Source organism: Cupriavidus sp. 207A1, assembly GCF_057798955.1.
On the sequence record NZ_JBYOJO010000009.1, the window covers coordinates 127144 to 145806 of the forward strand.

Genomic DNA, 18663 nt, shown 5'->3' on the forward strand with positions numbered 1-18663 from the left:
ATCGCTTGGGCCAGCCGCTCAGGCGGCGGGGCGGGCCCGGGAAGTGACGGCGGCGGGGGCGCTGGCACTGCCGGCGGTGGCCTGCAGTTCACGCGCGACGCCGGCCAGCACGCGGATGCCGGGCTCGATGCGGTCCAGCGAGATCGACGAGTAGCCCAGCCGGAAGCCGTTGCGCGGCGCGGGCTCGGCCATGAAGAAGACGCTGCCGGGCTCGATCAGCACGCCCTGCAGCTCTGCCAGCCGTGCCAGCGCATCGGCGTCGAGCCAGGACGGCCCCTCGATCCAGCACGACGCGCCGCCGGCGATCGGCACCGCGCGGAAGTCGGGCATATGCGTGGCCAGCGCCGCCAGCACCGCTTCGGCGCGCTCCCGGTGCGCGGCGGCCAGCCGGCGCAGGTGCGCGTCATAGTGGCCGAGCGACAGGAACAGCGAGAACGCGCGCTGGATATACGCCGACGGGTGCCGCAGCATCAGCCGGCGCGCGCCGCGCAGTTCCGCGATCAGCGCGGCCGGGCCGACGATGTAGCCGATGCGCAGGCCCGGCGCCAGGCTCTTGGACAGGCTGCCGACGTAGATCACGCGGTTGCTGCGGTCCAGGCTCTTGAGCGTGGGCGTGGGATCGCCCTCGAAGCGGCTCTCGGCCTCGTAGTCGTCCTCGATCAGCACGAAGTCCGCTTCCTCGGCCTGGCGCAGCAGCGCCTGGCGCCGCGCCAGTGGCATGGTGACGGTGGTCGGGCACTGGTGGCCGGGGGTCACGTAGACGTAGTCGCAGGCGCGCTGCGCGTCGGACAGCGTCAGGCCGTGGTCATCGACCGGCAGCGGCACCAGGCTCGACGTGTGCGAGCCGAAGATATTGCGGGCGTCGGGATAGCCGGGGTCTTCGATGCCGACCGGGGTGTCGGGGCTGACCAGCAGGTCGGCCAGCAGGTACAGCGCCTGCTGCGCGCCCACGGTGATCACGATCTCGTCGGTGCCGGCCCAGACCCCGCGGCGCGGCAGCACGCGGGTGCGGATCTGCTGCACCAGCGACTCGTCGTCGCGCAGGATCATGTCCTGGGCCCAGTCGTGGATGTCGAGCACGCTCAGCGCCTTCAGGCAGCATTCGCGCCAGTCCGCGGTGGGGAACAGCGCCGGGTCGTACTGGCCGTAGATAAAGGGGTAGGGATAGTCGCGCCAGTTGGCGCGCTTGACGATATTGCGCTGCTGCGTGGGACGGAACACGAAGCGCCGTTCCCAGTCGGGCTCGCCCGCGCGCGCCGGCACCGGTTCGCCGCGCAGCGAGGCGACGCCGCTGACGCGGGTGCCCAGGATTTCCGGGTTGACGAAGTAGCCGCTGCGCTCGCGCGCGACCAGGTAGCCCTCGTCGACCAGCTGCTGGTAGGCCAGCACCACCGTATTGCGCGCCACCCGCAGCTGCGCCGAAAGCTCGCGGCTGCTGGGCAGCGGCTCGCCTTGCGGCAGCTGCTCGTCAAGGATCGCCGAGACCAGCATCTGGCGGATCTTGCCCTGCAGGCTCAGGCCCGAATGCACATGCTGCTGGAACAGCTGCGACCAGAGGGTGGTGGGAGACTTCAGGCTCATGGGGCAGGGGGCGTTTGCCGAATGACGAAGCGCGCCAGCATACCGCACCGGCGCGCCACGTCAGTCATGGTTAAGTTGCTTCGGGCATGTCGGCGCCAGGCAGCGGCGCTTCCTTGCGCCTTGATTGCGCTTCAATACTTGCGCAGGTCGCGGCGCGGCAGTTCCGCCAGCGGCACTACAGGCTCCACGCCACGCCGAAACAGTTGCCGCGCGAAGTAGGCCACCAGCAGCAGCGCAAGGCTCACCACGCCCAGCGCCAGGGGCGTGCGCTGGTCGGGAATGAAGGCCATCGCCACCACGATGCCGAGCATGCCCAGGATTGCCACATAGGTGAGGTACGGATAGCACCACATGCGCACGCGCAGCTGGTCCGGCGCCTCGCGCTCCAGCCGCGAACGCAGGCGCAGCTGCGAGATCGCGATCAGGATGTAGACGAAGATCGCCACCGTGCCGTACGAATTCACCAGGAAGGCGAACACCGTGTCGGGCGAGACATAGGACATCACCACCGCGCCGTAGCCGAACAGCGTCGCCACCAGGATGGCGCGCACCGGCACGCCGTTGCGGCTGACGCGGGCCAGCGACTGCGGCGCGTCGCCGCGACGGGTCAGCGCAAACAGCATGCGCGAGGACGCGTACAGGCCCGAGTTGAGCGCCGACAGCACCGCGGTCAGCACGATCGCGTTCATGATCTGCGCGGCCGCCGGCACGCCCATCACGTTCAGCGCGCTGACGTAAGGGGTGGCGATGCTGGTGGAGTTCCACGGCACCAGGCAGACCACCAGCAGGATCGAACCGACATAGAACACCAGCACGCGCGTGATCACCGAGCTGGTGGCCTTGGCCACGGCCTTCTGCGGCTCGGCGGTTTCGGCGGCGGCGATGGTGACGATTTCGGCGCCGAAGTAGAAGCCGGTGGCCGCCACCGCGCCGGTCAGCACCGGCACGATGCCGTTGGGCATGAAGCCGCCGTTGGCGGTCAGGTTGGCCACCTCCATGCCGTGCGACCCAGGGGCCAGGCCCAGCACGTAGACGCCGGCGACGAACAGGAACACCATGATTGCCGCCACCTTGATCGAGGCGAACCAGAACTCGAACTCGCCGAAGGACTTGACCGATACCAGGTTGGTCAGCGTCAGCATCACCAGCAGCACCAGGCTGATGATCCAGTTGGGCACGTCCGGCAGCCAGTAGCGCACCAGGTCCGCGCCCGCCACCGCTTCCAGCGCCACCACGATGACCCAGAAGTACCAGTACATCCAGCCGGTCAGGAAGCCGGCCAGGTTGCCCACCGCGGGGCGATCGCGCCAGGCCTCGCGTGCATACTCGTAGAAGCCGCCGCTGCCGGGCATGGCGCAGGCCATCTCGCCCAGCATGCGCATCACCAGCACCACCAGCAGGCCGGTGATCAGGAAGGAAAGTACCGCGGCCGGGCCGGCCGACTTGATGACGACGCCGCTGCCGACGAAGAGGCCGGCACCGATCACGCCGCCGAGCGCGATCATGGTCATGTGGCGTTGCTTGAGGCCGTGGGATAGTCCGTTGCCGGACGGTGATTGTTGGATCATGTTGTGTCTCCTGTGCTGCGCTTGCTGTCGGTACTGCATTGCAGCCAGTCCAGCGATTAAGGCAGGCGCCACGGCTTCTCTTCGGTATAGGTGGCGGGGCAGTAAATGCCAGCCTGGGGCCGTGGTCGTTCAGTATTTGCAATCCCGGGAGAGGATGGCCTATCCGTACATGTCGACTTGTCTCCGGTGTTCGCTTAAAAAATGGAACCAGAAGTTCCAAAAAATTATTGTTTAACCGGAATGTAGGCCGTCCGAGCGGGAAGGTCAACCAGAAGTTTCGATAATTGATATGATTTGACTCTGAAAATGAAACTTACCTATGATGGAGCCAGGCATGAACGATATGCGCCTCGCCAAAAGTGAAGCCAGGCCGGACGGAGATACGCCGGCGCTGCGCTTGTTCGGCCTGCTCGAGGTCATCGCGGAGAAGGACCAGTCCTTCAACCTGCAGGCACTGGTGGAAGAGACCGGCCTGCCCAAGCCCACGCTGCATCGCATGCTGCAGCAGCTGGAGGCGGCCGGACTGATCCAGCGCAACGGCGACGGGCGGCAATACGGCACCGGCCTGCGGCTGCGCCGGCTGGCGGAGAACCTGTTGCTCAACAGCACCTCGCACGGGGCGCGCCACATGGTGCTGCGCCGGCTGGTGGAAGAGGTGGGCGAGAGCTGCAACCTGACCGCGTTCTCCGGCGGCGAGGTGCTGTACCTGGATCGCGTCGAGACCGCGGCGCCGCTGCGCTTTTACCTGCATCCGGGTTCGCGCGTGCCGGCGCACTGCTCGGCCACCGGCAAGCTGTTCCTGGCGCAGCTTGCGCCGGCGCAGCGGCAGCGGCTGCTGGCCAATGTGGAGCTGGAACGCTACACGCAGAACACGCTGACCGACCATGGCCAGCTGGAAGCGGAACTGGAGCGCGTGAAGCGCGACGGCTACGCGATGGATGACGAGGAATTCCTGCCGGGGCTGGTCTGCATCGGCGTGCTGGTGCCGGCCGCCGACGGCGGCAAGTCCAACCTGGGGCTGGCGCTGCAGGCCCCGGTGATGCGCGTGTCGCGCGACAAGGCAGTGCAGCTGCTGCCCGCGCTGCAGCGGGCGGCGGCGGCGCTGGCGGCAATCGAGGCCGACAGCGCGGGCAGCTGGCAGGGCGGCGCCGAGGCCACGGACGCCGCGGAAGAGGACGAATAGAGGCACGGCGTTACGCGGCACCGCTCCGCTTGCCGCCGTGCCGATGGCATGGCGTGCCCCGGGCAATGGGGCAGCGAGGCAACGAGGAGCACAAGGTGACGCAAGAGCAGTTTGGCAAGCCGGACCGGATGATTCCGGTGCGCAGCGTGTTCGGCATCGATTCCGGCCTGATGGTGCCGGCCTTCAGCCAGCGCGACGACCACGTGCCGGAGATCGATCCGGCCTACCGCTTCCAGCCCGAGGTGACGCTGGCGATCCTGTCGGGCTTCATGCGCGACCGGCGCGTGATGGTGCAGGGCCTGCATGGCAGCGGCAAGTCGACCCATATCGAGCAGGTGGCCGCGCGGCTGAACTGGCCCTGTGTTCGCGTCAACCTGGACGGCCACATCAGCCGGCTCGACCTGGTCGGCAAGGATGCCATCGTGGTACGCGACGGCCGCCAGGTCACCGAGTTCCAGGAAGGCATCGTGCCGTGGGCGCTGCAGCGTCCGGTGGCGCTGATCTTCGACGAATACGACGCGGGCCGGCCCGACGTGATGTTCGTGATCCAGCGCATCCTGGAGCGCGATGGCAAGTTCACGCTGCTGGACCAGAACCGCGTGATCCGCCCCCATCCTTCCTTCCGTCTCTTTGCCACGTCCAATACCGTGGGGCTGGGCAACGTCAACGGGCTCTATCACGGCACGCAGCTGCTCAACCACGCGCAGATCGACCGCTGGAACGTGGTGGCGACGCTGGACTACCTGCCGCACGACGAAGAGGCGGGCATCGTGCTGGCACGCGTGCCCGAGCTGGACGACGCTGGCGGCCGCGCGCTGGTCGATGCCATGGTGGCGCTGGCGGGCCTGACCCGCCGCGGCTTTGCCGCGGGCGATGTGTCGGCGCTGATGTCGCCGCGCACCGTGATCAGCTGGGCCGAGAACTGCCAGATCTTCCGCGACCCCGCGCTTGCGTTCCGGCTGACCTTCCTGAACAAGTGCGACGAGGCCGAACGCCCGGTGGTGGCGGAGTACTACCAGCGCTGCTTCGGTCAACTGCCTGGCGAGGCCGCTGGCGCCAGCGCGGCATCGGAGCCCGTGCAATGAATGCGGCGGCGCTGGCCCAGCGCTTGCGTCGGCGCCAGCGGCAGGATGAGTTGTCCGGCGCGGCGGTGCGCGCGCTCACCGGCGATGCGGCGCTGCATTTCCGCGACGGCCAGCTGTGGCGCGCGCTGCGCCCGGTGCCGCAGCATGCGCCGCACCTGCGCACCGATCCGGACACCGACACCGCCGCGTGCCTGCGTGGTGCCGCCGATGGCGCCGCGCTGCGCCAGGCGCATTCCGACGCCGCCCTGCATCGGCGGCTGTGCCCGGCCGATGCGGTCGGGCGCCTGGTGTTCGAGCTGCTCGAGCAGCTGCGCTGCGAGACCCGCCTGCCGCGCGGCATGGCCGGCGTCGAGGCCAACCTGCGCCACCGCTTCCTGGCGTGGTCGCGCGCCTTCCATCGTTCCGGCCTGACCGACGGCCACCTCGGCATCCTGCTCTATACCGTGGCGCAGGTGGCTTGGTCGCGGCTGACCGGCGCGCCGGTGCTGGCAGAAACCGAAGACCTGATCGAGGCCACGCGCGCCGCCATCGTGCCGATGCTGGGCAACCAGCTGGCGGGGCTGCGCGCGCAACGCCACGACCAGGCCGCGTACGCCGTGCACGCGCTGGCGCTGGCGCATGCGGTGGCGCAGATGATCCGCACCGAAGCGCCAGGTGCCGGCGAAGAGGATGAGCATGCTGCCTCCGCCGCGCGCGCCGGCTTCGCGCTGTGGCTCGACTTCGACGAACCGCCCGCGGAGGACTTTGCCCTGGCCGACAGCGGCCATAGCCGCGTGCTTGCCGACGCCACCGATGGCTACCGCATCTACACCGCCCGCTACGACCGCGAAGTGCGCGCCGCCACGCTGGTGCGCCGTGCCTTGCTGGACGAGTACCGCACGCGGCTGGACGCACGCATCGCGCGCGCCGGCGTCAACATCGCCCGGCTGGCGCGCCGGCTGCGCGCCGCGCTGTCGCAGCCGCGCGTGGACGGCTGGTCGTTCGGCGAGGAAAGCGGCCGCATCGACGGCCGCCGCCTGGCGCAACTGGTCAGTTCGCCGGCCGAGCGACGGCTGTTTCGCCAGGAAGCGCACAAGGCCCATGCCGATTGCGTGGTCGGCTTCCTGGTCGACTGCTCCGGCTCGATGAAGGCGCAGGCCGAGCCGCTGACCCTGCTGGTCGACCTGCTCACCCGCGCGCTGGACCAGGCCGGCGTCGCCACCGAAGTGCTGGGCTTTACCACCAACGCGTGGAACGGCGGGCGGGCGCGCAGCGACTGGCTCGCGCGCGGCCGCCCGCAGCACCCGGGCCGGCTCAACGAAACCTGCCACATGGTGTTCAAGGACGCGCAGCGCAGCTGGCGGCGCGCGCGCACCGACATCACCGCGTTGCTGAAGGCCGACCTGTTCCGCGAGGGCGTCGACGGCGAGGCAGTGGAGTGGGCCTGCGCGCGCCTGCATGCCAGCGGCAAGGCGCGCCGCATCCTGGTGGTGGTGTCCGACGGCAGCCCGATGGATACCGCGACCGGGCAGGCCAACGACGCCTGCTACCTCGACAACCACCTGAAGGCCGTGGTGGCTCGGCACGAGGCGCTGCGGGATGTGGAAATACTCGGGCTGGGGGTCGGGCTGGACCTGAGCCCGTATTACCGCCACACGCTGGCGCTGGACCTGTCGCAGCCGGTGGATATGGCGATGCTTGATGAGGTCGCGGGGCTGGTAGGGGCCAGGCGGCGCTAGCGGCGGCGCCCGCTTATTCGCCGCTGGCGGCGGCCGGCTGCGGCCGCCCGGCCATCGCCTTCGGCTGCCACGAGACCGCGACATCGCCGGCCATGAAGGTCTGGCATGCCAGCCGGAAGCCATCGGCCAGCTCCGCTTCCGTCAGCAGCTTCCGCTCCTTCGGCTTGACCGCATCGGTATGCTCGCGGCCTTGCTCGATGCGGCATTTGCAGGTGCCGCACAGGCCGCCGCCGCATTTGAACGGGATGCCGCCCTGTTCGCGCAGCGACACGCGCAGCAGGTTGCTGTTGGCCGGTGCCGTGACGGTCTTGCCGTGGTTGGTGAGGAAGGTGATCTGGATCATGGCGATAGATGCCTGGCGGCAGGTGTAAGGCTTCAGGAGCGGCCGTCCGCGGCAACCGGCACGGCTACTAAGGCGATATCCATGCTGCCGAAGCTGGCCAGCTGGCGCAGCGCGTCGCGGGCGGCTTCGAGCGTGGCGTACTTGTCGAGGAAACGGGTCGAGACCAGGTTGACGATGCCGGGCGGCGCTTCCTCCTGTATGCGGACCCTGGTATCGGCGGCCAGCTCGGCAATGACGAAGCGGGCGGTGGGCTTGCCGTAGAAGACGTAGTCGTAGGCCTCGACGACGGTCATGCCGTCGGTGGGCTCGGTACGGAACTGGCCGGGGCGGCTGGTCAGCAGCACGAACATGTCAGGCCCCCGCGCTTGCCCCGGCCAGCGCGGCCGCGGCCGGCACATCGTCCTGGGCCAGTTCGATGTCATGCTCGATCCACAGCTGGCAGGCCAGCCGGTAGCCCTGTTCGAGCCGTTCGCCAAGCTGCTTCTTTTCCTTCCAGTTGGGCGGCGGCAGGTGCTCGGCGCCGGCGATCACGCGGCACGCGCACTTCGAGCACTTGCCCATGCCGCATTCGTAGCGCAGGTTGGGGTAGGGGAACTGCCGGATGCCGGCGCGGACCACCAGGTTGGTGTTGGGGCCGACCTCGTCGGTAAAGGTCTGGCCGAACTTGTGCAGGATGACTTTTGGCATCGTTGGTCTGGGCAAAGGTCGCGAAACAGGTCAGGGAAATTCGTCGCGGTGCCGCGTCCGCCTACGACCACAGCACCATTGCGGCCACGGTGGAGCAGGCCAGCCCGATCAGCACCGGGATCAGCAGCGCGCGCACCGCTTCGAGCACCGGCACGCGGGCAAAGCCGGCCACCGCGATCAGCGACGACCACGCCACCAGCGTGCCGCCGCCGGTCCAGACCGCGCCCATCTGGCCGACCGCCGCCAGCGTGGCGGGGTCGAAGCCGACCACCGGCCCCAGTGCGCCGGCCAGCGTGCCGGTCAGCGGCAGGCCGGCGAAGCCGGAGCCGTCGATGCCGGTGATCATGCCGACCAGCAGCACGCCAAAGGCGACCAGCATGTGGTTGTCGGGGATCAGGTGCTGGTACGCCTGGATCAGCTCGAACAGCAGGCTGGGCGCCTTGCCCGGCGGCAGGCCCAGGATGTGCGCCGCGGTCTCGCCGGCGCCGACGAAGAAGAAGCCCGCGATCGGCAGCACCGAGCCCATCGCCTTGAAGGCGAAGACGAAGCCGTCGGTGATGTGCTCCGGGCAGACGTCCAGCATGCGGCGCGGGCCTTCCGCGGCCAGCGTCACGAGCATCATCAGCACCACGGCGACCCCGCCCACCAGCGCGGCGGCCTCGCCGCCCTTCAGGTCCTGCACGCCGGCGCCCAGCTTGGGCAGCACCATCACGGCGACCACGGCGAGGAAGGCCAGCGGCGTCACGATGGCAAAGCACTTGGACCACTTCACCCGCCGCAGTGCGACCATCGACAGGCTGGCTTCGATATTGCTGTCGGTGACGAGCGGTTCGGCGTGGGCGGTGCCCTTCGCGATCTCGGCCTTGTCGAAGGTGATGCCGCCGTCGATGGCTTCGGCGCTGCCGCCGGCGCGCGCCTGCCAGCGGTCGAGCAGCGTGCCGCTGGCCGGCACGATGTGCTTGCGCATCGACAGGTAGGCCAGGCACAGCGCAATGCCGCCGGTGATCAGCGACAGCGCCAGCGCGCGGTCGGCCACCACCGCGGCGCTGACCGCCGCGCCGGCGGCCTTGGCGCTGATGCCGGGCGCGACCCCGATCACGTAGTCCGACGACAGCGCCATGCCTTGTCCGGCGATGGCAATCGCCATCGCCCCCGCCAGCGGCGGCAGCCCCGCTGCGATCGCGGCCGGCAGCAGGATGGCCGATACCAGCGGCACCGCCGGCGTCGGCCAGAAGAACAGCGAGATCACGTAGGTGATGCCGGCCAGGATAAAGAACGCGGAATGCCCGTTCTTCATCACCACGCGGAAGGGCTCGACCATGCGGATGTCCGAGCGCAGCGTCTTGAGCGCATTGAGCAGCGCCGTCATGAAGGCGATCACCAGGAAGATGTTGAACAGCTCGCGCGCGGCGACCAGGCTGGCCGAGAACACCCCGGCCAGCGCCGACACCGGGCTGCCGGTCAGCGCAAACACGACCAGGGCGGTACCTACGATCGAGGGGACGACGACATTGGCGCGCAGGATCATCGTCAGCACGATGACTGCTACCCCTGACAGATAGATCCAGTGCGCGGCACCGATCACGACTTGTTGTGACATGAAGACTCCCTGGGGGCGGAGGGGTTTGGGGGCGGTTCCATGGGACTGCGTGGGGCCGTGGCGGTATACTATATTCCATGCTTGTTGCGCGCCAAGCGATTTTTCATCGGGACTTACGCGCATTCCGGGTCGGTGCAATGTGCCTGTGAGCCGCACATTTATTGGGCTTTTCAGGGCTGCCTAGTGCTGTACGATGGTGCATCGTCCGTCCATACGTTGCCGGCGATCGGGGCAATATGTAGACTGTATACCGATGCAGCCCAGTAAAAACCGGAGAGATGCGCGCCAGCCGTCCCGCCGCCATGCTGTTCCCTGCCTATGACCGACGCCATGCCCGCCGCCTTCCTGATGCTTCTGCCTCCAGGCCTTTCCGCTCCGGATTACCTGTGGATGGGGGCGCTCGTCCTGGTCGGCGCGTGCCTGCAAGGCGTGGGCGGGATCGGCTTTGCCATGCTGTGCGCGCCGCTCGGCGCGATCTTTTTTCCGGAACTGGTGCCGGGACCGCTGCTGGCGATGGGTTGCTGCCTGTCGCTGATGGGCGCGCTGCGCGAGCGCGAAGCCATCGTCTGGCCTGTGGCCGGCTTTGCGCTGGTGGGGCGGGCCGTCGGCGGCGCGGCAGCGGTGCTGACCATCGCCTGGCTGGCGCCGGGGCCGCTGGCGGTGCTGTTCTCGCTGTCGATCCTGGCCGCGGTGGCGCTGAGCCTGCTTGGCTGGCGCTTGTTGCCGGGCCCGCGCAACGTGGTGATCGCCGGCACGCTGTCCGGCTTCATGGGGACCATCACTTCGGCCGGCGCGCCGCCGTTCGCGCTGGTCATGCAGCACATGGCGCCCGCGCCGATGCGCGCAACCATGGGCACCATCCTCTCGGGCGGCGCCGTGCTGTCGCTGGCCATGCTGACGCTGGCCGGGCGCTTCGGCATGCCGCAGCTTTTACTGGCACTGGCGCTCGCGCCGTTCCTGGTGGCCGGCTTTGCGCTGTCGAACCGGCTGCGCGGGCGCGTTTCCGCCCACGCCGTGCGCCGCTTGCTGCTGGGCCTGTGCGCGGCCGGCGCGCTGGGCGTGCTCGGCCGCGCGGCATTTGCCTGAGACGGCGTGCCCACACGCCACGGACCTTCTCGCTTTGCCAACTAACCCACCAGCGGAGTTTCCATGCAGCACATCACTGATGCCATGATCGATGCCCATGTCACGCCGGAAGCGGCCCTCGACGTCATGGCGTCCGCCTTTTCCAGGTTCGGACGCGGCGATGCCGCGATGCAGGCGCGGATACGCACCGAGGCGGGCGGGGTCAAGCTGTCGACGCTGGGTGCGGTGATTCCACAGCAGGGCGTGGCCGGGGCCAAGATCTACACCACCATCAACGGCCAGTTCTCCTTCGTCATCCTGATTTTCTCCACCGACGACGGCCGCCCGCTGGCTTCGTTCGACGCCGGCGCCATCACGCGGCTGCGCACTGCCGCCTGCACCACGCTGGCGGCGCAGCGGCTGGCCCGCGCCGGCGCGCGCACGCTGGCCCTGTTCGGTGCCGGCACGCAGGGCGCGCAGCACGCGCGCCAGCTCAGCGCCACGCTCGGGCTCGAGCGCATCCTGGTGTCCGATCCGCATGCCGACGCCGGCATGCCGGAACGGCTGTCGGCGCAGTGCGGCATTCCGGTTGCGCTGGCCGAGCCCGATGCCGCGGTGGCCGAGGCCGACATCATCGTCACGGCCTCGCGCGCGACCACGCCGCTGTTTGCGGGGGCGGCGATCCGGCCAGGCGCCTTCGTCGCCGCGATCGGCTCCAGCCTGCCCCATACGCGCGAACTGGACGACACCGCGCTGCGCCGCGCCGCCGCCGTGGTGGTGGAGTGGCGGCCGCAATCGACCCGCGAGGCCGGCGATATCGTGCTGGCCGGTCCCGGCGCGCTGCCGCCGGAAAAAATCGTCGAACTGGCCGACGTTGTCACCGGCAAGGTGTCGCCGCGACAGCGCGATGACGACATCGTGATCTACAAGTCGGTCGGCGTGGGGCTGGAAGACGTCGCGCTGGCGGGATACGCGTGGTCGCGTATCGCGGGCGAGGCGGAGCGCCGCGCCGGCTGATCCTCGCGCGCCAACGCTCGCGGGTAAACACTGAGGTGGGAGTCAACAGATCCCTTGCCGTCGCCGAATGAATGTATATAGTATACAAACATGCCGGAACAACTTCGAAGCGAACTGGATTCCGACATTCCGACCCACTGCATCGTCCCCTCGACACCAAGGAGTCCCGTTATGGCCGAACTGATGAACCGCGAAGCATTCCGAGCCGCCCTCGAACAAGCGATCAAGGGCAAGAGCGCCAACCAGGCGCCGTTCAGCGTGGCCTGGGCCAGCGGCAAGCTGACCCGTGCCCATCTCGCGCGCTGGGCCGAAAACCACTACCACTACGTCGGACCGTTCGCGGATTACCTTGGCTATATCTATGCGCGCACGCCGGACCGCTACACCGAGGCCAAGGATTTCCTGCTGGCCAATATGTACGAGGAGGAGATCGGCGGCGACCGCCACACCGACCTGCTGATCCGTTTTGCCGAAGCCTGCGGCACCACCCGCGAACGCGTGCTCGACCCGGACAACATGTCGCCCACCACGCGCGGCCTGCAGAGCTGGTGCTACGCGGTGGCGATGCGCGAGGATCCGATCGTGGCCGTGGCCGGCCTGGTGGTGGGCCTGGAATCGCAGGTCCCGTCGATCTACCGCAAGCAGACGCCGACGCTGCGCGACAAATACCAGTTCACCGACGAAGAGGTCGAGTTCTTCGACCTGCATATCGTCTCGGACGAGATCCACGGCGAGCGCGGCTACCAGATCGTGCTGGAGCACGCCAATACGCCGGAACTGCAGCAGCGCTGCCTGAAGATCTGCGAGATCGGCGCGCAAATGCGGCTGCTGTACACCACCGCGCTCTATCACGACTACGTCGAGCAAGAGCTGCCGCTGCCCGAACTGGACATGGCGGCCTGAGCAGCGCCACGCAACGGGACCGACGATGACTGTGTTCTTGAACCATATCGACGGCGAATGGACGGCCTGCCAGTCGGGCCGGACCTTCGACAACGTCAACCCCGCCGACACCGCCGACGTGGTGGGCCGCTTCCAGGCCTCGTCCGCGGTGGACGGGCAAGCCGCCGTGGCCGCCGCGGCAGCGGCCTTTTCCGGCTGGAAAAAGACGCCGGTCGGCAAGCGCGCCGCCATCCTCAACCGCGCGGCGGAGCACCTGGAGGCCAATGCCGACAGCATCGCCGCCGAGCTGACCCGCGAGGAAGGCAAGGCGCTGGCGCTGGCGCGCGACGAGGTCCTGCGCTCGGCGCAGACGCTGCGCTTCTATGCCGTGGAAGGGCAGACCTTTACCGGCGAGGTGTTTCCCAACGACGATCCCGACCAGCTCGTCTACAGCCAGCGCGAGCCGCTGGGCGTGGTGACGGTGATCGCGCCGTGGAATTTCCCGCTATCGATCCCCGCGCGCAAGATCGCGCCGGCGCTGGTGACCGGCAACACGGTGGTGTTCAAGCCGTCGTCCGAGGCGCCGCTGTCGGGCTACCGGCTGGCCGAGGCGCTGGTCAAGGCCGGGCTGCCCAAGGGCGTGCTGAACTTCATCACCGGCAGCGCCGCCGAGATCGGCGCAGCCATCACCGAAGCGCCTGCGGTGCGCGCGATCTCGTTCACCGGGTCGTCGCGCGCCGGCGAGCAGATCCACCGCGCGGCGCCGCTGACCACGCGCACGCAGATGGAACTCGGCGGCAAGAATCCGCTGGTCGTGATGGAAGACGCCGACCTGGACCGCGCCGTCGACCTGACCATCAAGGGCGGCTTCTCGCTGTCGGGGCAGGCCTGCACCGGCACCAGCCGCGTGCTGGTGGACGAATCCGTGAAGGCCGCCTATACCGAACGCCTGCTGGCGAAGGTCGCAACGCTCAAGGTCGGCAGCGGCATGACGCCGGGCATGGATCTGGGGCCGCTGGCCTCGCAAAAGCAACTGGAAACCGTGCTGCGCTACATCGACATCGGCAAGTCCGAGGCGACGCTGCGCTGTGGCGGCATGCGCCTGACCGGCGGGGAGTTCGACCAGGGCTACTACGTCGCGCCGACGGTATTCACCGACGTGACGCAGCAGATGCGGATCGCGGGCGAGGAGATCTTCGGCCCGGTGATCGCCATCATCGGCTTCACCGGCTACGCCGACGCCATCGCCAAGGCCAACGATACCGAGTACGGCCTGGCCGCGGCCATTGTCACCAGCGACCCGCGCTACATCCACCACTTCGCCAACGACATCGAGGCGGGCACGGTCAAGATCAACCGCACCACCACCGGCAACCTGGTCAATGCGCCGTTCGGCGGGGTCAAGCGGTCGAGCACCTCGACCTTCCGCGAGTCGGGCCGCACCGGGCTGGAGTTCTATACGCAAGTCAAGACGGTCTACCGGGGCGCCTGAGCCCGGCCGTCGCAAGGAGTCACAGAGATGAAGCAAGCCATCAAGCTGGAGTTGCGCGAAGCGCGCCACATGGTTGCCGCCGCGATCCGGCGCTCGGAAGAGATCGGCGTGCTGGAGTCGATCTGCGTGGTCGACGAGGGCGGTTATCCGCTCGCGCTCGAGCGCATGGACGGCGCCCGCATCACCGGGCCCCAGATTGCGTGGAACAAGGCGTTCACCGCCGCGGGCCACAAGCGCTCGACGCATCTGTTCACTACGCCGCCGAACGGTCCGGCGCTGCCGGGCAACGAGGCCTTCGGCATCCAGTGGAGCTTCGAGGGCAAGTTCGCCGCTTTTGTGGGCGGCTTCCCGATCGTGGTTGACGACGAAGTGATCGGCGGCATCGGCCTGTCCGGCGGCAATGGCGAGCAGGACACGCAGGCCGGCCTGGCCGCGCTGCAGGCGCTGGCCGAACTGCTGGCACCGCAGGACCTGAAGGTGCTGGTGCAGGCCGACATCAAGAAGTAAGCACGCTTGCCGGGAGGTTCCATGTCGTACCGCATCCAGATCGCCGAAACGGAGCAGGTCTTCTTTGTCGAGCGCGGCGAGACGCTGCTGCAGGCCGCGCAGCGCGCCGGCGTTGCCTTGCGCCACGACTGCCAGCTGGGCGGCTGCGGCACCTGCCGCATCCGGCTGCTCGACGGACAGGTGCGCTACGACGAGGAACCGTTCGGCCTGGCCCCCGACGAAGGCGCTGCCGGTTACGCGCTGGCGTGCCAGGCGCAGCCGCAGGCCGACCTGGTCATCAGCACGGCGCGCGACGACGAGGCCTGCGCCGAACCGGCGCGGCATCGCGCGGTGGTGCGGGCGCTGCGCGCGTTGTCGGCCGACGTCATGCACGTCGAGCTGGAGGTGCCCGGCGCGGGTGCGCTGGACTACCGGCCCGGCCAGTATTTGAAGCTGTTGAGCGCTGACGGGCTCGCGCGCAGCTTCTCGATGGCTTCGGTGCCGCGCGACGGGCGCATCGACCTGCACGTGCGGCGCATTCCCGGCGGCGCCTTTACCGATGGCATCCTGCCGCGCATGCGCGCCGGCGATGCGATCGAGGTCGAGTTGCCGCTGGGCACCTTCTTCTACCGCGAGAGCGACTACCGGCCGCTGCTGATGGTGGCCACGGGCACCGGCCTGGCGCCGATCAAGGCAATCCTGGAATCGCTGATGGACGATCCCGACTGCCCGCCGGTGTCGTTGTACTGGGGCATGCGGCAGGCGCAGGACCTGTACCTGCACGGCGAGATCCCGGCCTGGGGCGAACGGCTCTACGAGTTCCGTTACGCGCCGGTACTGTCGCGCGCCGGCGCGGACTGGCAGGGCCGGCGCGGTTATGTGCATGACGCGGCGCTGGCCGACCTGGGCGACCTCAGCGATCATGCGATCTACCTGTGCGGTTCGCCCGACATGATTCGTGACGCGCGTGCCGCCTTTATTGCGCATGGCGCCAGTCCCGACCACCTCTACGCCGACAGCTTCACGTTCCAGCACCCTTGTTAAGACATGGCGGTATGCATAAATGGCTGGTATACAATGACGCCAGCCTTTCCGCTTACGCCTCTGCCGACCCATGTCCCTCACTCCGCCTCCTGCCGCGCCCGCCGAGCCGCTGAGCCTCGGTGCCAGCCACTCGCCGCTGTTCGCCCTTGTTACCGACAAGCTGCGCGAAGGCATCCTGAACGGCAAATACGCTCCGGGCGAACGACTGGTGGAGAACAAGCTCTCGGCGGAACTCGGTGTATCGCGCATCCCGGTGCGCGAGGCGCTGCGCGCGCTCGCCAGCGAAGGGCTGGTGGTGATCGAGCCGCGCCGCGGCGCGACCGTGGCCAGCCTGTCGCCGGTGATTGCGCGCGAGATGGTCGAAGTTCGCGCCACGCTGGAGGGCCTCAACGCCAAGCTCGCCGCGCAGCGGCGCGACCCGGCGCTGGTGGCGGAGCTGGAAACCGTATTGCGGCAGGGCATGGAGGCCGCGGCGCAGGGCCGCGCGGATGAACTGCTGGCGCTCAATACGCGCTTCCATGAAGTGCTCGGCACCATCGCGGCAAACAGTGTGCTGCAGGAAATGATGCGTTCGCTGCGCGAGCGCACCGCGGTGCTGTTCGGCCCGGCCAACGTGGTGCGCGCGCGCCAGAACTGGGACGAGCACGCGCAGATCCTGCAGGCGGTCATCGCCGGCGACGCCGATTTGGCGGCCCTGCTGGCCGCGCGCCATGTCTACAGCGCCGCCAAGGCGGCTGACCTGCCGGTGGAAGGGCAGGGCAGCGCGGCGCAGGCAGCCTGAACGCTCCGGCTGCCTTCTCCTGGTTGTCCCGTCGTGGTACCGAAGCGTGGCCCATCCCGGCTCCGCATGCATGGATGCCCTTGAGCAGGGCATGATGTGCCCTGATATGACGCACTGCACCAATTGAGTGTATACTGTAGTCATTCAAGGTCACGAGATTTGCCATGCAGTCCTCCGAACAACGCTACCTTTCGCAACCCGTCGGCCAGCAGTTGCTCGGCCACTTTGCCGCCCGCGATGCGGTGCGCCATGCCACCCCTCTGGTGCCGCTGCGGCTGCGCGATATCGGCCGCTTCTTCCGCGCGCTGGGCGGCCGCGCCCCGCGCCGCGGGCATTGCTGATCCTTGCTGACTGACGCGCGGCGGAGCTCCGCTGCGCGTTCTGGCTGTTCCGGCCTTCCTCCTTGGCACGCGTTCTGCGGGCCATCCTCTCCTGTCATCCAAAACTTGCGCACACCGCTCGCGGGTGCCCGCGCGCATTGTCCTTGCACTGCGCGCGATACGGAATATAGTATACCAACGCAGCCGAAGTACGCGTGAGCCCCTCATACGCCCCCACCGCGCCGAACGGCGCGGATAACGACAAGGAGCCGATGTGAACCTGCCCGACTGGACGACTGGCGGATTTCCGCCGCTATGGGAGGTGGCGCAGCGGCTTGCCGACGGCACGGTGTCTGCGGAGCAATTGGTGGACGCGTGCGAGGCGGCGCAGAGGCAATGGCACGGCATCATCAATGCGATGGTGCTGTCGGATTTCGACGCGGCGCGCGCGGCCGCGCGCGACAGCGACCGGCGCCGCCGTGCCGGCCAGGCACGCGGCGTGCTCGACGGCGTGCCGTTCTCGGTCAAGGAGTCGTTCGATGTCGCCGGCTGGCCGACCACCTGCGGCAATCCGGCCCTGCGTGGGCACGTGGCCGGGCGCGACGCGGTGGTGGTACAGCGGCTGCGCGATGCTGGCGCGATCTTGCTCGGCAAGACCAATGTCCCGCTTGGCCTGCGTGACTGGCAGAGCTACAACGCGATCTACGGCACCACGCGCAACCCGCACGATCCGGCGCGCACGCCGGGCGGCTCGTCCGGCGGCAGCGCCGCGGCGGTGTGCGCCGGCCTGTCGTTCTTCGACGTGGGTTCCGACATCGGTTCGTCGCTGCGCAATCCGGCGCACTACTGCGGCATTTTCTCGCTCAAGCCCAGCCACGGGCTGGTGCCGCTAGCCGGCCACGGCACCGGTGCCGCGCGCTTCGGCGAGCAGGACATCAATGTCGCCGGCCCGCTGGCGCGCAGCGCGCGCGACCTGGAACCGGTATTGCGCGTGATCGCGGGCCCGGACGGTGACGACGCGCTGCCATACCGCCTGCAGTGGCCGCAATGCCCGCACCGCCGGCTCGCCGACTTCCGCATCGCCGTGTTGCCCACCCATGCCCAGGCCGAAGCGGACGGCGAGGTCGCCACGCAGATCGGGCAGCTGGGCCACTGGCTGGCGGAGCAAGGTGCCCACGTCGGCTGGCATGAACGGCCGGACTTCGACGCCGGCGAGTTGTGGCATGCCTACGTGACGCTGCTGCGCGCCACCACCTCGGTGCACATGGATGACACGGCCTTCGCCGATGCGCTGGCCCGCAGCGCCACCGCCACCGCCGGCGACCGCGACTACGCGACCCTGCAGTACACCGGCGCGACGCTGCGCCACCGCGACTGGCTGCGCCTGCAGGTGGCGCGCGAACGCTTTGCCGCTGCATGGCGCAGCTTCTTCACCCGCTACGACGTGCTGCTGTGCCCGGCCGCCGCCACCACGGCGTTTGCGCTCGACGAGGCCGGCGAGCCGTGGCAGCGCACGCTTAGCGTCAACGGGGCCCCGCAGCCGATGACCACGCAGTTGTTCTGGGCCGGCCACTCGGGTCTGTGCGGCCTGCCATCCGCCGTGGCGCCGATCGGCCCCGGTGCCGGCGGCCTGCCGGTGGGCGTGCAGATCGTCGCCGGCCGCTACCGGGATCTCACCGCCTTGCGTTTTGCCTGCCTGCTGGAGGAAGCAGGCTATGCCTACCGGCCGCCGCGGCCGACCGCCTTGCCGGCGGCGCACCACACCTGATTACAACCGACCACAAACACATCACACACCACTGGGGAGGGGA

At 68.8% G+C, this 18663-nt stretch carries 18 protein-coding genes; 12 read left to right on the forward strand and 6 right to left on the reverse strand.

Annotated elements, in window-relative coordinates; genetic code table 11:
• Window positions 1-18 precede the first annotated feature (18 nt).
• On the reverse strand, window positions 19-1581 hold the full coding sequence (gene pdxR, locus AC3FMM_RS18080; RefSeq protein WP_115712945.1) for a MocR-like pyridoxine biosynthesis transcription factor PdxR: 1563 nt from the start codon (window positions 1579-1581) through the stop codon (window positions 19-21).
• Between the two features lie 131 nt (window positions 1582-1712).
• Entirely contained in the window at window positions 1713-3149 is a 1437-nt protein-coding gene (locus AC3FMM_RS18085) for an amino acid permease (RefSeq protein ID WP_116314624.1), read from the reverse strand.
• Between the two features lie 334 nt (window positions 3150-3483).
• On the opposite strand from AC3FMM_RS18085, the gene AC3FMM_RS18090 reads away from it, so the two are divergent.
• The 3 genes from AC3FMM_RS18090 (at window position 3484) to AC3FMM_RS18100 (ending at window position 7135) form a co-directional block, all read left to right on the forward strand.
• Entirely contained in the window at window positions 3484-4332 is an 849-nt protein-coding gene (locus AC3FMM_RS18090; RefSeq protein WP_115683709.1) for an IclR family transcriptional regulator, read from the forward strand.
• 65 nt (window positions 4333-4397) lie between these two features.
• Window positions 4398-5417 carry an AAA family ATPase gene (locus AC3FMM_RS18095; protein WP_115712947.1) on the forward strand — a complete coding sequence of 340 codons (1020 nt, stop codon included), beginning with the start codon at window positions 4398-4400 and terminating at the stop codon, window positions 5415-5417.
• Complete coding sequence (locus AC3FMM_RS18100) at window positions 5414-7135, forward strand: cobaltochelatase CobT-related protein (RefSeq protein ID WP_473704917.1); 1722 nt, start codon at window positions 5414-5416, stop codon at window positions 7133-7135. Before AC3FMM_RS18095 ends, AC3FMM_RS18100 begins: the two co-directional genes overlap by 4 nt.
• 13 nt (window positions 7136-7148) lie before the next feature.
• On the opposite strand, the gene AC3FMM_RS18105 is transcribed toward AC3FMM_RS18100, so the two are convergent.
• The 4 genes from AC3FMM_RS18105 to AC3FMM_RS18120 all read right to left on the reverse strand — a co-directional run bounded on the left by AC3FMM_RS18105 (window position 7149) and on the right by AC3FMM_RS18120 (window position 9765).
• Entirely contained in the window at window positions 7149-7478 is a 330-nt protein-coding gene (locus AC3FMM_RS18105; RefSeq protein ID WP_115682790.1) for a 2Fe-2S iron-sulfur cluster-binding protein, read from the reverse strand.
• Between the two features lie 32 nt (window positions 7479-7510).
• Window positions 7511-7828: a ferredoxin gene (locus AC3FMM_RS18110; protein ID WP_326347257.1), complete on the reverse strand. Its 318-nt coding sequence runs from the start codon at window positions 7826-7828 to the stop codon at window positions 7511-7513.
• A gap of 1 nt (window position 7829) precedes the next feature.
• Window positions 7830-8165 (reverse strand): 2Fe-2S iron-sulfur cluster-binding protein, encoded by a 336-nt coding sequence (locus tag AC3FMM_RS18115; RefSeq protein WP_111517151.1) that lies wholly within the window; start codon window positions 8163-8165, stop codon window positions 7830-7832.
• A 61-nt stretch (window positions 8166-8226) separates the two neighbouring features.
• Entirely contained in the window at window positions 8227-9765 is a 1539-nt protein-coding gene (locus tag AC3FMM_RS18120) for a hypothetical protein (protein WP_488687217.1), read from the reverse strand.
• Window positions 9766-10155: 390 nt separating this feature from the next.
• Between AC3FMM_RS18120 and AC3FMM_RS18125 the strand changes: the two genes are divergently transcribed.
• From AC3FMM_RS18125 to AC3FMM_RS18165, 9 genes are all read left to right on the forward strand, one after another.
• A complete protein-coding gene (locus AC3FMM_RS18125; protein WP_116314809.1) occupies window positions 10156-10851 on the forward strand; it encodes a sulfite exporter TauE/SafE family protein in 696 nt (231 codons plus the stop codon).
• Between the two features lie 63 nt (window positions 10852-10914).
• The gene (locus AC3FMM_RS18130) at window positions 10915-11847 is read left to right on the forward strand and encodes an ornithine cyclodeaminase family protein (protein ID WP_488687218.1); all 933 of its coding nucleotides are present in this window, start codon (window positions 10915-10917) and stop codon (window positions 11845-11847) included.
• A 171-nt stretch (window positions 11848-12018) separates the two neighbouring features.
• Window positions 12019-12750: an iron-containing redox enzyme family protein gene (locus AC3FMM_RS18135; RefSeq protein WP_115682785.1), complete on the forward strand. Its 732-nt coding sequence runs from the start codon at window positions 12019-12021 to the stop codon at window positions 12748-12750.
• A gap of 25 nt (window positions 12751-12775) precedes the next feature.
• Window positions 12776-14221, forward strand: a complete 1446-nt coding sequence (locus AC3FMM_RS18140) for an aldehyde dehydrogenase family protein (RefSeq protein ID WP_488687219.1) — start codon at window positions 12776-12778, stop codon at window positions 14219-14221.
• A gap of 27 nt (window positions 14222-14248) precedes the next feature.
• Window positions 14249-14728: a GlcG/HbpS family heme-binding protein gene (locus AC3FMM_RS18145; RefSeq protein WP_488687220.1), complete on the forward strand. Its 480-nt coding sequence runs from the start codon at window positions 14249-14251 to the stop codon at window positions 14726-14728.
• Window positions 14729-14749: 21 nt separating this feature from the next.
• Entirely contained in the window at window positions 14750-15751 is a 1002-nt protein-coding gene (locus tag AC3FMM_RS18150; RefSeq protein ID WP_488687221.1) for a 2Fe-2S iron-sulfur cluster-binding protein, read from the forward strand.
• Window positions 15752-15821: 70 nt separating this feature from the next.
• The gene (locus AC3FMM_RS18155; RefSeq protein WP_115712955.1) at window positions 15822-16532 is read left to right on the forward strand and encodes a GntR family transcriptional regulator; all 711 of its coding nucleotides are present in this window, start codon (window positions 15822-15824) and stop codon (window positions 16530-16532) included.
• Window positions 16533-16696: 164 nt separating this feature from the next.
• Entirely contained in the window at window positions 16697-16873 is a 177-nt protein-coding gene (locus tag AC3FMM_RS18160; protein ID WP_172583656.1) for a hypothetical protein, read from the forward strand.
• A gap of 253 nt (window positions 16874-17126) precedes the next feature.
• On the forward strand, window positions 17127-18620 hold the full coding sequence (locus tag AC3FMM_RS18165; RefSeq protein WP_488687222.1) for an amidase: 1494 nt from the start codon (window positions 17127-17129) through the stop codon (window positions 18618-18620).
• The last annotated feature ends 43 nt before the right edge of the window (window positions 18621-18663 follow it).

What these genes read in the sequence shown, in the direction of transcription:
- pdxR (WP_115712945.1), bottom strand. Translation starts at nt 1,581, where the DNA reads ATGAGCCTGAAGTCTCCCACCACCCTCTGGTCGCAGCTGTTCCAGCAG.
- AC3FMM_RS18115 (WP_111517151.1), bottom strand. Translation starts at nt 8,165, where the DNA reads ATGCCAAAAGTCATCCTGCACAAGTTCGGCCAGACCTTTACCGACGAG.
- AC3FMM_RS18145 (WP_488687220.1), top strand. Translation starts at nt 14,249, where the DNA reads ATGAAGCAAGCCATCAAGCTGGAGTTGCGCGAAGCGCGCCACATGGTT.
- AC3FMM_RS18095 (WP_115712947.1), top strand. Translation starts at nt 4,398, where the DNA reads ATGGGGCAGCGAGGCAACGAGGAGCACAAGGTGACGCAAGAGCAGTTT.
- AC3FMM_RS18135 (WP_115682785.1), top strand. Translation starts at nt 12,019, where the DNA reads ATGGCCGAACTGATGAACCGCGAAGCATTCCGAGCCGCCCTCGAACAA.
- AC3FMM_RS18160 (WP_172583656.1), top strand. Translation starts at nt 16,697, where the DNA reads ATGCAGTCCTCCGAACAACGCTACCTTTCGCAACCCGTCGGCCAGCAG.
- AC3FMM_RS18100 (WP_473704917.1), top strand. Translation starts at nt 5,414, where the DNA reads ATGAATGCGGCGGCGCTGGCCCAGCGCTTGCGTCGGCGCCAGCGGCAG.
- AC3FMM_RS18110 (WP_326347257.1), bottom strand. Translation starts at nt 7,828, where the DNA reads ATGTTCGTGCTGCTGACCAGCCGCCCCGGCCAGTTCCGTACCGAGCCC.
- AC3FMM_RS18130 (WP_488687218.1), top strand. Translation starts at nt 10,915, where the DNA reads ATGCAGCACATCACTGATGCCATGATCGATGCCCATGTCACGCCGGAA.
- AC3FMM_RS18105 (WP_115682790.1), bottom strand. Translation starts at nt 7,478, where the DNA reads ATGATCCAGATCACCTTCCTCACCAACCACGGCAAGACCGTCACGGCA.
- AC3FMM_RS18085 (WP_116314624.1), bottom strand. Translation starts at nt 3,149, where the DNA reads ATGATCCAACAATCACCGTCCGGCAACGGACTATCCCACGGCCTCAAG.
- AC3FMM_RS18155 (WP_115712955.1), top strand. Translation starts at nt 15,822, where the DNA reads ATGTCCCTCACTCCGCCTCCTGCCGCGCCCGCCGAGCCGCTGAGCCTC.
- AC3FMM_RS18150 (WP_488687221.1), top strand. Translation starts at nt 14,750, where the DNA reads ATGTCGTACCGCATCCAGATCGCCGAAACGGAGCAGGTCTTCTTTGTC.
- AC3FMM_RS18090 (WP_115683709.1), top strand. Translation starts at nt 3,484, where the DNA reads ATGAACGATATGCGCCTCGCCAAAAGTGAAGCCAGGCCGGACGGAGAT.
- AC3FMM_RS18140 (WP_488687219.1), top strand. Translation starts at nt 12,776, where the DNA reads ATGACTGTGTTCTTGAACCATATCGACGGCGAATGGACGGCCTGCCAG.
- AC3FMM_RS18120 (WP_488687217.1), bottom strand. Translation starts at nt 9,765, where the DNA reads ATGTCACAACAAGTCGTGATCGGTGCCGCGCACTGGATCTATCTGTCA.
- AC3FMM_RS18125 (WP_116314809.1), top strand. Translation starts at nt 10,156, where the DNA reads ATGGGGGCGCTCGTCCTGGTCGGCGCGTGCCTGCAAGGCGTGGGCGGG.